The sequence below is a fragment of the Bacillus sp. RC251 genome (assembly GCF_044908765.1).
GTDB lineage: Bacteria > Bacillota > Bacilli > Bacillales > Bacillaceae_G > Bacillus_A > Bacillus_A wiedmannii.
Map to the genome: position 1 here is coordinate 92,392 of NZ_JBIYDP010000010.1, position 12,033 is coordinate 104,424.

At 35.2% G+C, this 12,033-nt stretch carries 15 protein-coding genes; 9 read left to right on the forward strand and 6 right to left on the reverse strand.

All coding sequences use genetic code 11. From position 1 onward, the window contains the following. Positions 1 to 45 precede the first annotated feature (45 nt). On the reverse strand, positions 46 to 816 hold the full coding sequence (locus ABH961_RS23295; protein ID WP_098681680.1) for an SDR family NAD(P)-dependent oxidoreductase: 771 nt from the start codon (positions 814 to 816) through the stop codon (positions 46 to 48). 137 nt (positions 817 to 953) lie between these two features. On the opposite strand from ABH961_RS23295, the gene ABH961_RS23300 reads away from it, so the two are divergent. The 5 genes from ABH961_RS23300 (at position 954) to ABH961_RS23320 (ending at position 4,533) form a co-directional block, all read left to right on the forward strand. Further along, a complete protein-coding gene (locus tag ABH961_RS23300; RefSeq protein ID WP_404520118.1) occupies positions 954 to 1,313 on the forward strand; it encodes a MerR family transcriptional regulator in 360 nt (119 codons plus the stop codon). 415 nt (positions 1,314 to 1,728) lie between these two features. Further along, a complete protein-coding gene (locus ABH961_RS23305) occupies positions 1,729 to 2,073 on the forward strand; it encodes a DMT family transporter (RefSeq protein ID WP_098080777.1) in 345 nt (114 codons plus the stop codon). A gap of 2 nt (positions 2,074 to 2,075) precedes the next feature. Further along, entirely contained in the window at positions 2,076 to 2,390 is a 315-nt protein-coding gene (locus tag ABH961_RS23310) for a DMT family transporter (RefSeq protein ID WP_000539670.1), read from the forward strand. Between the two features lie 150 nt (positions 2,391 to 2,540). Further along, positions 2,541 to 3,119 (forward strand): TetR/AcrR family transcriptional regulator, encoded by a 579-nt coding sequence (locus ABH961_RS23315; RefSeq protein ID WP_001993037.1) that lies wholly within the window; start codon positions 2,541 to 2,543, stop codon positions 3,117 to 3,119. Positions 3,120 to 3,330: 211 nt separating this feature from the next. Beyond that, positions 3,331 to 4,533 carry an MFS transporter gene (locus ABH961_RS23320; RefSeq protein WP_048545666.1) on the forward strand — a complete coding sequence of 401 codons (1,203 nt, stop codon included), beginning with the start codon at positions 3,331 to 3,333 and terminating at the stop codon, positions 4,531 to 4,533. Positions 4,534 to 4,705: 172 nt separating this feature from the next. Here the strand turns inward: ABH961_RS23320 and ABH961_RS23325 are convergent, their stop codons facing one another. Next, complete coding sequence (locus ABH961_RS23325; RefSeq protein WP_000997915.1) at positions 4,706 to 5,044, reverse strand: winged helix-turn-helix transcriptional regulator; 339 nt, start codon at positions 5,042 to 5,044, stop codon at positions 4,706 to 4,708. 170 nt (positions 5,045 to 5,214) lie between these two features. Here ABH961_RS23325 and ABH961_RS23330 point away from each other — a divergent pair, with 170 nt between their 5' ends. After that, positions 5,215 to 5,754 carry an ester cyclase gene (locus ABH961_RS23330; protein ID WP_061672626.1) on the forward strand — a complete coding sequence of 180 codons (540 nt, stop codon included), beginning with the start codon at positions 5,215 to 5,217 and terminating at the stop codon, positions 5,752 to 5,754. Positions 5,755 to 5,777: 23 nt separating this feature from the next. Next, positions 5,778 to 6,323 (forward strand): NAD(P)H-dependent oxidoreductase, encoded by a 546-nt coding sequence (locus ABH961_RS23335; RefSeq protein ID WP_061672625.1) that lies wholly within the window; start codon positions 5,778 to 5,780, stop codon positions 6,321 to 6,323. Between the two features lie 21 nt (positions 6,324 to 6,344). Here the strand turns inward: ABH961_RS23335 and ABH961_RS23340 are convergent, their stop codons facing one another. Next, a complete protein-coding gene (locus tag ABH961_RS23340) occupies positions 6,345 to 8,084 on the reverse strand; it encodes an SgrR family transcriptional regulator (RefSeq protein WP_064469241.1) in 1,740 nt (579 codons plus the stop codon). A gap of 105 nt (positions 8,085 to 8,189) precedes the next feature. Between ABH961_RS23340 and ABH961_RS23345 the strand changes: the two genes are divergently transcribed. After that, positions 8,190 to 9,452 carry an MDR family MFS transporter gene (locus tag ABH961_RS23345; RefSeq protein ID WP_061672623.1) on the forward strand — a complete coding sequence of 421 codons (1,263 nt, stop codon included), beginning with the start codon at positions 8,190 to 8,192 and terminating at the stop codon, positions 9,450 to 9,452. Positions 9,453 to 9,503: 51 nt separating this feature from the next. Here ABH961_RS23345 and ABH961_RS23350 read toward each other — a convergent pair whose 3' ends face one another. Next, on the reverse strand, positions 9,504 to 9,707 hold the full coding sequence (locus ABH961_RS23350) for a hypothetical protein (RefSeq protein WP_001063863.1): 204 nt from the start codon (positions 9,705 to 9,707) through the stop codon (positions 9,504 to 9,506). A 99-nt stretch (positions 9,708 to 9,806) separates the two neighbouring features. Between ABH961_RS23350 and ABH961_RS23355 the strand changes: the two genes are divergently transcribed. Next, the gene (locus ABH961_RS23355) at positions 9,807 to 9,953 is read left to right on the forward strand and encodes a hypothetical protein (RefSeq protein ID WP_165775572.1); all 147 of its coding nucleotides are present in this window, start codon (positions 9,807 to 9,809) and stop codon (positions 9,951 to 9,953) included. Between the two features lie 73 nt (positions 9,954 to 10,026). On the opposite strand, the gene ABH961_RS23360 is transcribed toward ABH961_RS23355, so the two are convergent. Together ABH961_RS23360 and ABH961_RS23365 are read right to left on the reverse strand one after the other, a co-directional pair. Then, entirely contained in the window at positions 10,027 to 10,542 is a 516-nt protein-coding gene (locus ABH961_RS23360; protein WP_061672622.1) for a type 1 glutamine amidotransferase domain-containing protein, read from the reverse strand. A gap of 281 nt (positions 10,543 to 10,823) precedes the next feature. Next, positions 10,824 to 12,023: an ABC transporter permease gene (locus ABH961_RS23365; protein WP_061672621.1), complete on the reverse strand. Its 1,200-nt coding sequence runs from the start codon at positions 12,021 to 12,023 to the stop codon at positions 10,824 to 10,826. Positions 12,024 to 12,033: the final 10 nt, after the last annotated feature.

Sequence of the window (12,033 nt, forward strand, 5' to 3'; positions counted from 1 at the left end):
CCACTATTATTTACGTAATAGTGGGCATCTATATTTTAGGGGAATTTAAGAACTTGAATTCGTTTTTCTTACCGCAAAATTAAAAATGGGATTTTTAAGCTCATAGTTATAAGTAGAACCATCGACAAGCCCTACAACTTTATTGCTTTCGTAAAGATCAAGCATAAATTGTGCCATTTGTTTTGCGGTGTGGAATTTCGGTACAACATTATCGTATTGGAATTCATCAATATCAAATGAACGTTTTGCAAACTCTGTTTCAGTTGCACCAGGTGCTAAAACTTTTGCTTGCAGTTTCGCGCCTTGTTCTTTCAGTTCGTGTGATAAACCTTCTGTAAATGCACTTACATAGAATTTCGTAGCGCAATACGTAACAGCATCAGCAACGATTGTGTATCCACCGCCTGATGAAACGTTAATAAGTTGTGTGCCATCAACCATTGAATAATCTCGAACGAAAAGAGAGGAGAGTATTGTTAGTGCTTCTATATTTACATGTAACATCGTTTCTATTTTATTTAAATTTTGTTCAGCAATGGAGGCGAAATTACCAAAACCGGCGTTGTTAATCCACGTTTCAATTTGAAAGGCTTGTAGGCTTTCATACAGCTTATAAACATTTTCCGTAATAGATAAATCCGTTCTTCGAATAACAACATCCAATTCTGGATTCATTTCGTTAATTTTTAATTTTAATCCGTCTAATTCTTCTTGTCTTCGAGCTACAAGTATTAAGTTCTTTCCGCGAGCTGCAAAGGCTAAAGCCGATTCATAACCAATTCCAGAACTAGCACCAGTAATAACAGTGTATTTCATATAAAATCCCCCTAAGTTCAAATAAATATATTATGGTTAGATTTTATTTGTTAGAGTATACTCTAAGTCAAATGTTTTTTATGAATTTGATAAGGCTATAAAATATATGAGGGTAAGCACGTGGAGGGAGTTAGAGTATGTACACAATTAGCGAGGTGGCTAAATTAATAGGAGTGAGTACACATACACTACGTTATTATGAAAAAGAAAATATATTAATTGCAAATCGCGATACAAATGGGAATCGAATGTATGAAGAGTCACATATAAAGTGGTTGCAGTTTGTCATGAAATTAAAACAAACGCAAATGCCAATAGCGAAAATAAGAGAATACGCTAGGTTATATTTAGAAGGGGAGCATACAACCGAAGCTCGTTTACAGCTCCTAGAAGATCATAGGAAATCTATTCAGATTCAAAGAGAAAACTTAGTAATTACAGAAAAGATGCTTGAGAATAAAATTATTGCATATAAGGCCTCTTTGGAAAGTAAATAGAAAACATAATCCGACCCTTAATTATTTATGATAAAAATGGATTTGATCTCATAGTGTGCCGGCAAATAAAAAAGAGCAGCTAGCAAAAGCTAACTGCTCTATTCAAGGGATCTCTCCAAGGGGGAGTGGAGAAAATATTATGTTACTAGCAGTATTGACAGGTTATTAGGAAATATACAAATCGGATGAAAGAAATTTCAAATAATCTTTCGGTATTGACAGTTTTTAAAATATTCATGTACAATACATATGAATGACATTCAGTCATTTTCGTATGGTAGGATTTAGTTAGCTTGGCAATGGAACAAATATAAATGGTAAATGAGGATGATAGTTGTTTATATATAGTAGTGATGAAGGAGTATATTTTTTTTAAACAAAAATGACTGATAGTCAGTCATAAGAGGTGAGAGGTATGAAAAATAGAGCTTGGTTATATGTCATATTAACATGTATCTTTGAAATTTTTTGGGTGTTTGGTTTTAATACCGCCGATACTTGGTGGCATTGGATTATTATTTTAGGGGTTATCGCTGTTGATTTTCACTTTCTTTCTAAAGCGTGTGAACATCTTGCGACAGGGACTGTATATGCCGTTTTTGCCGGAGCTGGTACGGTAGGGACTTTCTTAATGGATGTATTCCTTTTCGGCGGGAGTTTTAGCGTAGGGAAACTATTCTTTATCATGATGGTTGTAGCTGGCGTTATCGGTTTAAAGTTAGCTGATAATAAAGAAGAAACTGTGGAAGGAGCTGCTTAAAGATGGGTTGGTTTTTCGTATTTTGTGCTGCAATTAGTGAAATAGTCGGTGTGATTGGTCTTAAAATGTATAGTAAAGATAAAACGTTAGCAAATGGTGCAATTTATATAGGTGGATTTGCTACATCCTTCGCATTCTTGTATACATCTTTCTTATTTTTACAAGTAAGTGTCGCTTATGCGGTTTGGATTGGTATTGGAACAGCAGGTGCCGTTTTATTAAACATGTTCCTGTTTGGTGAGTCGAAAAGTAAAGCACGTATCATTAGTGTGGCTCTTATTGTATGCGGAGTGACAGGATTGAAGGCTCTTTCTTAAAGATATATTGTATTTATCTCCTAATGGTTTATTAGGAGATTTTTATTATTAAAAAATGATTTCCTCTTAGAGTTCACTATCATTGACAGTACAATCGATTATCTTATAAAATGAGTGACAGTCATTCAATATGTGTGTGAAAGGGTTTAGATGATGAATAAAAAAGAAAAAATTGTCTATGCAGCTATTGAAGTGTTTCAGGAAAAGGGCGTTGAAAAAACGAAGATTTCTGATATCGTGAAATTGGCTGGCATTGCACAAGGAACTTTCTATTTATATTTTCCTTCTAAGTTATCTGTTATGCCTGCAATAGCAGAAGTGATGGTTGAAAAGATGATACTTGCAGTGAAAGAAAAAGTGCAAAATGATGCGCCTTTCTCAAGTAAAGTGACGCAAGTAATAGATGCGGTGTTTCACTTTATAGCGGAATATCGTGAAATACAAGCTTTAATGTATGCGGGTCTTGCATCTACAGAACATATAAAAGAATGGGAAGCTGTGTATGAGCCTCTTTATATGTGGCTAAGCGAGTTTTTAAGTGCGGCGAAAGAAGCTGGTGAAATTCGTGATTCGGTTCACGCGGAAAGAACGGCTAAGTTATTTATCGCTCTTGTTGAATCTGCAGCGGAACAAGTTTATTTATATGACCATAAAGATGATGAGCAAGTCGAGCTACAAAAGGCAGAAGTACTAGATTTTTTAACACATGCACTACATATAAAGAAGTAGTAAGATGAACCTGTCTGAAAAGGTAGGTTCATTTTTGAGGAAAACTGAATGATAGTCATTCACCTAATGCGTATGTATGTGTGGAAGGATAGAGTGAAATTCTAATGAGTGGGGGCATCTCTACTCATGACTAGCCCACAAATAGCAGGATAAAGAAAAAGCTTCTTGGGCATTATTTTTTTGAGGAACTTACGGGAAGAGGTGTTAAAAAGTGAAGAAACCGATAAAAGAACAAAAGATGGTATTGGTCATTCTTTTGAGTAATATATTTATCGCTTTTTTAGGGATTGGATTAATCATTCCGGTTATGCCGTCCTTTATGAATGACATGAGTTTAACAGGGAAGACGATGGGATATCTCGTTGCAGTATTCGCAATGGCTCAGCTCATTACGTCACCTATTACAGGCCGGTGGGTTGACCTTTACGGTAGGAAGAAAATGATCATCATTGGATTATTTATTTTTGGTGTTTCAGAACTTCTTTTTGGATTAGGAAAAGATGTGTGGATGCTTTATGCAGCACGGGTGTTAGGCGGAATTAGTGCCGCGTTTATTATGCCTGGTGTTACGGCATATGTTGCGGATATTACCTCTATGCAGGAACGTCCAAAAGCGATGGGATATTTATCAGCAGCGATTAGTACTGGTTTTATTATAGGACCTGGAATTGGTGGGTTTATTGCAGAATACGGTATACGTGTGCCGTTTTTCGTTGCAGCAGCAATTGCCTTTATAGCATGTGTAATTTCGATCTTTATTTTAAAAGAACCGTTAACGAAAGAAGAACTTGCAGAGATTTCTGCTAACACGAAAGAATCAAGTTTTATTGGTGATTTAAAGAAATCATTACATCCAATGTATGCAATTGCATTTATTATCGTATTTGTACTCGCATTCGGATTATCAGCGTATGAAACTGTGTTTAGTCTATTTTCTGATCATAAGTTTGGATTCACCCCGAAAGATATTGCGGCAATTATTACGATTAGCTCCATCTTTGGGGTAGTTGTGCAAGTATTTATGTTTGGAAAATTAGTCGACATGTTCGGTGAAAAAGTGTTAATTCAAATATGTTTAATTGTAGGTGCAGTATTAGCGTTCGTTTCAACTGTAGTCTTTAATTATTGGATTGTACTTCTCGTTACTTGCTTCATTTTTCTAGCATTCGATTTACTTCGTCCAGCTTTAACGACGTTTTTATCAAAAGCAGCTGGAAAAGAGCAAGGATTCGTTGCTGGTATGAACTCGACTTATACGAGTTTAGGAAATATCGCAGGACCAGCGATGGGCGGAATATTATTTGATATGAATATTCATTATCCATATGCATTTTCAGGAGTTGTTTTAATAGTTGGTCTCGGCATTACATTTATGTGGAGAGAGAAACAGCTAGCTGAAAGTTTTGCGAAGTAATAAAACCCCTTACGACGGTAAGGGGTTTTTGTTTTATCCCGCTTTAATGGGCAGTAAGACCCCCAGCTCAAAATTCACTGAAAGCAAAGAATTTAGGTGGGGGTAAAGTCCCATTGGTTCAACTAATAATCAGTGGGGGATGAAGAAAACCCCCACTGATTAAAGTTTCACTTTATAAGCTTAATCCAAACCGTTTTAATTCAATGAAAATCCCCTCTAATTGCTTTCCTTTATCCGTTAATGTGTACTCTACACGAGGCGGAACTTCTGGATATACTTTTCTCGTTATAATGCCTTGAGATTCTAATTCTTTTAGTCGAAGCGATAATGTTTTCGGACTAATCCCGTCCATTGATTTTTGTAAATCACTAAAGCGTAATGTTCCTTCGATAAGAAGGTCACGAATGATTAAAAACGTCCATTTTGTACGAATTACATCAAGTGTTTTAGCGATAGGACAAGGTATGCCAGGTAAACCTTTCGTTAATTCAACTGGATTTATATCGTTCATGGAACTAGCCTCCATAAAATTTTTTTTGGATGAATTTGCTTTATAGTATCACAAAACTATACTTTTGGTAACTATATGAAAAAAATATCACTACTTCCATAAAGGAAGTTAGTGCATATACAATAGCAATACGAAACAAAAAGGATTTATATAAGGAGGTGGTGATTTCCATGGGGATAAAAAAGTTATTTGGATTTCTTAGTTTGTTTGTTATTTGTATTGTACTTGTAGCATGCGGCGTGGAACAAAAAACGGAAATCCAGTTATTAAAAGAAATGCCAAAGCCAAAAGCAATGACAATTGATCCCTCACTAAGTAAAAAAGAAGCGACAGAGATGGTTCATGCAGCGCAGCGTTTTTATGCATTTTGGGATACAGGTAAAGAGGAACTTATTCTGCAAACTGTTTCTGAAAATTTTTCCGATAATACATTGCCGAAAGGGCGACCACAAGGCACTGAAGGATTAAAGTTTGCGGCACAAAATTTTCGTAAAGTTGTTCCTAATATACATTGCGAGATTGAAGATTTATTAGTCGTTGGTGATAAAGTAACAGCTCGTCTTTCTTTTACAGGAACGCACAATGATAAGAAAATCAATTTTTTTGCCATTGATATTTTACATGTGAAAGACGGAAAGATCACGGAAGACTGGCATTTAGAAGATAATCTTACGCTGAAACAACAACTTGGGTTAATAGCTGAAGAGTAAATTATATAGGGGAGAGAAAAGTAATGAAAAATATATTTATTATAAATGGACATGAAAAATACGGTACGAAAGAAGGACGATTAAATAGAACGTTAGTTGATTATATGGTAACGGTATTAAGTGAGAAGCATCATGTGAAAACAACAACGATTCAAGATGGCTATAGTATTAAAGAAGAACAAGAGAAGTTTTTATGGGCGGATGTTGTGATTTATCAAACACCGATTTATTGGTTTAGTGTACCGGGCTTATTTAAAACGTATATGGATGAAGTATATGAATACGGTTTGTTCTTTAAAGGTGCTGATGAATATGGAACAGGCGGTTTATTAAAAGAGAAAGCGTATATGTTTTCTACAACTTGGAATGCACCTGAGAAAGCATTTGGAGATAAGACGAAGTTCTTTGAGGGAGAAAGTTTAGAGTCAGCGCTTAGCCATTTACATCGCGTGCAAAAGTTTCTCGGTATGAGTCCGTTAAAGAGTTTTGCTTGTTATGATGTGGTGAAGAATCCTACAATTGATAAGTATTTAGAGAACTTGAAGAATCATTTAGAAGAAATCATTTAATAATTACAGCCATCCCCATATTTAATGCGGGGATGGCTGTATCCATAATTTCGCAAAATTTGCCCAACCGAATGAATCAATTGTTACGTTTTTCAAAGAAGAAGGGTATGTTTTTCTTTTTAAAACGTGATAGTTAAATAAAATGATGTGTTCTGTTTGTAAAAATTCTTCGATCTCATACATGAGCTCGTAGCGCTTTTCTTTATTTTCTTCTAATAAAAATGTATCAAGTAAACAGTTAATTTGTTTTTCATAGTGCGGGTCCATGAACCGGTTTACGAAGCAACTTTTATTTTTAAATACATTTAAGAATGCAAGTTCATGATCGGCAGCAAACACTTCTCCCATGAAAATAATATCGGCATGTTTATCAATAGAGCGATCCATATAATCTGAAACGGGAAATGGGTGAAGCTCTACTTGTATACCTAAACTTTCACATCGTTCTTTTAGGAAATGAGCGTCATTTGCACTATCTTTAAATGCGAAGAAGTAAATATGTATCGTTTCTCCATTATAGGTGCTCTTTTTTAAATACTCTTTTGCCTTCTCTAAAGAGTAGGACCTTTTAGGAACTTGGCGGCTTCTTTCAGGGAAAAAGCTTGAAGCAGCAATTGTTCGTCTACCCTCTATGCTACGAAGTATCGTTTCAACGTCATATAGTTCTCTCCAAGCTTTTCGAAAGTAAATGTCGTGGTGAGGACCAGGTTTTGTAAAGTTGAAGCTAGCATAAATACAACCTATTTCTTCTATTTGTATATCATGCCTTTCATTTTCCTCTTCATTTGGCAGTTCATAATCAGCATCTATTTGTACATGATCAGGAATACCCCAAAATTCAATACGGTCTAATAACGCGCGCTCTTTAAAATAATGAGTGAACGCTTCGAGTACGATATTATCTTCCGAGTAATGAGCAAGTTTGAAAGGTCCAGTACCTATATAATGATGATTTTGAATACTCGTATCACGCGGTAAAATTGCGAGCTGCATTGAACTTACATAGTGTAAGAAAAATAAATTTGGTTTCGCTAAATGGAATCGAATTTGCAGTGGTGATGGCGTTTCAATTTGAACAATTTCTTCTGTTAACCATTCGAAAGGAGAGTGAACTTCTTTTAGTCTTTCAAATGAAAATTGTACATCTTTAGAAGTTAAAACTGTTTCGTTATGAAAATATACATCCTTTCGTAAATAAAAGGTCCACGTAAGTCCGTCTCCACTTAATTCCCACGTATGTGCAATGTGTGGTTCCATTTTTTCAGTAACATCGTTATAGACGACTAACGTGTCAAAAATTTGACTCGTAAGATGGCTCTCTGTAGTTACAGCCACAAAAGCCGGATCTAATGGAAATATCTTTCTCGATATAGGAATCTTTAATATGTCGTACATATCATTTGAAGGTTCGTATCCAAAATGATGATGTAGTTTATTTTCTATTTTTTTTTGAAGTGCAAAGGGTAGGGGCTCTTTTAAAAGAAGAAAAATATCCTTTAACTTTTCTTGCGTTAACAGTTCATCTGTATAGGACTCAATCGCTTCTACGAAATTATGTATAAATAGGATTTCCGTTTTATTCCCGCGGCCTCGCCCGGGAGTCCAGCGAATTAATTGCTCCTCACTCATCTTCTTTAATAAAATTTTTACGTTTTTCGTACTGCAATATAAAATATCTGCTAACTCTTGTAAGCTATTTCGCATATGTTGTTGATCTTGCGCATGTAATCTTAACCGAATGTAATAGTCCATAATTTTCATATATACACTTCCTTCTATAATAAAAGGGGAAACTCTTTAGAATATTCTAACCTTTTTCTTCCTGTTTTTCAAAGTAAAATAAGTAAGCATAAGGAGGGGGAAACAATGGGATTTTGGAGTATGCATCGAAATATAAAAATTAGAATTATAACTTCGTTTTTAACACGTACTGTGTCCACGATGATTTTTCCATTTATGGCGATTTACTTTTCAATAAAGTTAGGTAGTGCGATTGCTGGTGCGTTACTACTTATTAATGTAATAGCTTCGTTAGTAATTGGTTTATACGGTGGATATGTTGGGGATCGGCTCGGTCGTAAAAAGGTGATGATTATCGGTCAAAGTATACAAGTCATTTCAATCGCTTGTATGGGGGTTGCGAATTCGGATTATGTAGACTCACCGTGGCTAACATTTATATTTATGTTAGTGAATAGTTTAGGATCTGGACTTATGAATCCTGCGACAGAGGCGATGTTAATTGATGTGAGTACACCGGAAAACCGAAAAGTGATGTACAGCATTAACTACTGGGCAATTAATTTATCCATTGCGATTGGAGCGATATTTGGCGGATTACTATTTGAGAACTATAGATTACAATTGTTTATCGGATTAACAGTTATTGCAGTTATTACATTATATGTGATGGCCGTATATATGGAAGAAGTGTATGTAGCACGAAAAACGGTAGAGAAGAAAAATGTATTAAAAGATATGGCGGATAGTTATAAAGTCGTGATGAAAGATAGAGCATTTCTAATTTTTTGTGCAGCAAGTATATGCACATTATCATTAGAGTTTCAGGTTAATAATTATTTAGGAGTACGTTTGCAGCAGGAATTTGAAACGGTGCACTTTTTCTTTTGGAATGGTGTTACGTTTGATTTAACAGGTATTCGAATGATGAGCTGGATTTCAGCAGAGAATACAATTTTAGTTGTGATATGTTCGGCGCTTCTTATTAAAATGCTGAAACGCTTCAATGATTTGAAAATCTTATATGTAGGTTTATTCATTTATACGATTGGCTTTACAATACTCGGAACGAGCAATAGTTTATGGATCTTATTAATCGCAGGGCTTTTCCAAACGGTAGGAGAGATGATGTATGTGCCAGTACGTCAATCTATAATGGCAGATATGGTGCCAAACGAGGCAAGAGGTTCTTATATGGCGATTAACGGAATGGTCTTTCAAGTGGCAAAAATGAACGGGGCATTAGGTGTTATGATAGGCTCATTTCTTGCATCTTGGGGCATGAGTGCTCTGTACTTTATCGTTGGCATGAGCAGTATTTTATTATTTATGAAGGCGATAGGGAAAGAGAAGTATGAGGATGAGAGAAATGTTTCTCAAATTGGATGAAACTATATAAAAGCGAACCAGTTATACTGGGACTCGCTTTTTATATAATTTTTAGAACGGATCTACTTCAGCTAAATTTGGAGTAGTGTTAGGCTGTAGCAAAAGATTCTTTAATGTGCCTACTTCAGAAAGAGCGACTAATATGTAGCCACTAATCAGTACAATCAGCCCAATGACGCGTAACGTTTGTAAGCTCACTTCATTATTATTCGTTTCCGTTGGATTTGGGGGCGTTGAAGGTGGATTGTTATTCATAAATAAGGCTCCCATCTTTTGTATTTATATATGTGCGAAATCGTTATTTAACTTATGGATAGGAATTATATAGTCATTTTCACTATATGAGAACTGCCTATGAAAAGTGATAAGAAATTTTTGGACGAGAAAGAGGGGGGAATCCAAAAGATTATTAAAATTGAACTTTTGGATTCCCTTCTTTTTATTTATCAAGCTATTTGTGGAGGTCGAATTGCCTGTAAACGACCAGTTCGTGAGGGTTAATAATCAGTGGGGATGAATAAAACCCCGCTGATTAAATTTTTTCATATAAATAAAAGGAGGTTAATCAAAGTAGCTATCCTAATATACGCAACGATTCTTCAATAAACGCGGGGATGTCTTCCGGTTGTCTACTTGTAACTAATTGATTTTGGCATACGACGACTTCTTTATCATGGAAATTTCCACCGGCATTTTTTAAATCGACCGAAATGGATTTATATCCAGTCACATCACGTCCTTCAAGCGTTTGGGCAGTGATGAGTAATTGGGGGCCGTGACAAATAGCAAAAACAGGTTTTTTCGCATCCATAAATGCTTTGCTAAAGCGAACGAAACGTTCATCTGCACGAAGTATATCTGGGGAAAATCCGCCTGGTATGAAGAGGGCATCAAAGTTCTCTGGAGAAACATCATCGATACCTTTATCAATTACAACTTCACTTTTTCCTTGTTTACCGTGTATCGTTTTACCTTTTTCTGCTTCAATAGTTGTTAATTCATATCCCTTTTGTTTAAAAGCTTCTGCTGGCTCTGTGTATTCTGTGTCCTCGAAATAATCTGTTATTAAAGTAGCAATTTTTTTACTCATTCTAATCCGCTCCTTACATTATATTATCGGTTTCAGAATCATCCTTGAGCAATGTCTTTTATAAAGTGAAACTTTAATTCATATTTTTTCATTCCCTCCAGTTTCTTTGCCCTGTTACTTTAATACATACCCTTTTTGTTAGGACGTAAACATGTATTATCGTTTTTTTATGTGAAATTATAAAATATCGGTTGTGCTGGTGATTCTTGTTTGAGGAGGGAAAATAAAAAAGCCAAGGAGAGAATTTATTCTCTCCTTGGCTTTTAAGATAATTCTTTTCGTTAAAACGCAGAAACGCGTTGCTTCGTTTTTGGTACAATAATAAATTTGATCCAGAGTAATCCGATAATCATAATGATAAGGCTATGTAAAAATTGACTTGTAGCAATGAGTATAACAATTGAAAATACAATGAGTTGAATGCTTAGCAATATAAAGATTAAGCGAAGAAATTGGTTCATTCGTTTTTCAGTATCAATTGGATATAATGCTACAATAATATTTCCCGAAAAATATTTCCATAAGGAACGTAGCTGCATAGAAATCATATATAGGACGATGTAAGAGATAGCACCTTTTGCGTATATGTTTGGTATAAAATATAAGGCGAAGGCACCGATTACCCCTAAGCGGATATATATACCGAAATAATCATTCCCGCGTAAAAATGCGAGTGTATGTAAATAGAAGAAAGTTGCTCGTTTTTTATGTAATAAAGGTTCAATCCAATTTGTAAGCCATTTTCTTTTATTTACTTGCTTATTCAGTTGCGGAACATCGGTGAAAATGCTAGCAAATTGATAAAAACGAACGTTCATTTTTTCTTCTTGTTCAATTATGTAATCCCACGGTACTCGTTTTGTAGGCTGTTTTTTCGTATATAGAAGTAGGAAAGCAAGTAGTAAGAGTAATCCGCCTAATATAAGAACATGTGCTGAGTAAAACAGCATGTAAATAATGAGTGCGTTACAAGCAATACGAATAATGAACCATATGTTTTTTTCATGGCTATCACGCCACATCCAATGTATGTACATATTCCAAGCTTTCGTAATCATTAAAATGATAAAGATTGTACATAAGAAAGGTACCGTTACTTGTAATGATTGCATTGCAAGTGGAACGAGAATAAGGAACGTAAATAATAATGGAAAAAGCTGAATGATGTAATTATATAGAAGAGATTTTTTAAAATAAGACGTTAGTTTCTCTTCTAATGCAAGCAAATAGACAGCATCAGGTTTTTGAATAAATGTACGGATAGGACATCTCGTTATAATCGCTGTTAGGACGATTGTAATAAGTAATAAAGATAGTCCTTTAGAAGGAGCTGTTTTAAGAAACTTTGCATAATAGTAAGCACCTATACAGGCAACGAAGATAAAGCTATATAGTAAACCGTTAATCATACGTGCAAAGTATGTAATGATATTTTGAATATGTAGTTGGAAGCGGCTGCTCCATAGCGATTCGATTGACATGTTTTTCACC

Excerpts from the sequence above, each read along its gene's own strand:
- ABH961_RS23295 (WP_098681680.1), bottom strand. The coding sequence starts at position 816 with ATGAAATACACTGTTATTACTGGTGCTAGTTCTGGAATTGGTTATGAA.
- ABH961_RS23300 (WP_404520118.1), top strand. The coding sequence starts at position 954 with ATGTACACAATTAGCGAGGTGGCTAAATTAATAGGAGTGAGTACACAT.
- ABH961_RS23305 (WP_098080777.1), top strand. The coding sequence starts at position 1,729 with ATGAAAAATAGAGCTTGGTTATATGTCATATTAACATGTATCTTTGAA.
- ABH961_RS23310 (WP_000539670.1), top strand. The coding sequence starts at position 2,076 with ATGGGTTGGTTTTTCGTATTTTGTGCTGCAATTAGTGAAATAGTCGGT.
- ABH961_RS23315 (WP_001993037.1), top strand. The coding sequence starts at position 2,541 with ATGATGAATAAAAAAGAAAAAATTGTCTATGCAGCTATTGAAGTGTTT.
- ABH961_RS23325 (WP_000997915.1), bottom strand. The coding sequence starts at position 5,044 with ATGAACGATATAAATCCAGTTGAATTAACGAAAGGTTTACCTGGCATA.
- ABH961_RS23330 (WP_061672626.1), top strand. The coding sequence starts at position 5,215 with ATGGGGATAAAAAAGTTATTTGGATTTCTTAGTTTGTTTGTTATTTGT.
- ABH961_RS23335 (WP_061672625.1), top strand. The coding sequence starts at position 5,778 with ATGAAAAATATATTTATTATAAATGGACATGAAAAATACGGTACGAAA.
- ABH961_RS23340 (WP_064469241.1), bottom strand. The coding sequence starts at position 8,084 with ATGAAAATTATGGACTATTACATTCGGTTAAGATTACATGCGCAAGAT.
- ABH961_RS23345 (WP_061672623.1), top strand. The coding sequence starts at position 8,190 with ATGGGATTTTGGAGTATGCATCGAAATATAAAAATTAGAATTATAACT.
- ABH961_RS23350 (WP_001063863.1), bottom strand. The coding sequence starts at position 9,707 with ATGAATAACAATCCACCTTCAACGCCCCCAAATCCAACGGAAACGAAT.
- ABH961_RS23355 (WP_165775572.1), top strand. The coding sequence starts at position 9,807 with ATGAAAAGTGATAAGAAATTTTTGGACGAGAAAGAGGGGGGAATCCAA.
- ABH961_RS23360 (WP_061672622.1), bottom strand. The coding sequence starts at position 10,542 with ATGAGTAAAAAAATTGCTACTTTAATAACAGATTATTTCGAGGACACA.
- ABH961_RS23365 (WP_061672621.1), bottom strand. The coding sequence starts at position 12,023 with ATGTCAATCGAATCGCTATGGAGCAGCCGCTTCCAACTACATATTCAA.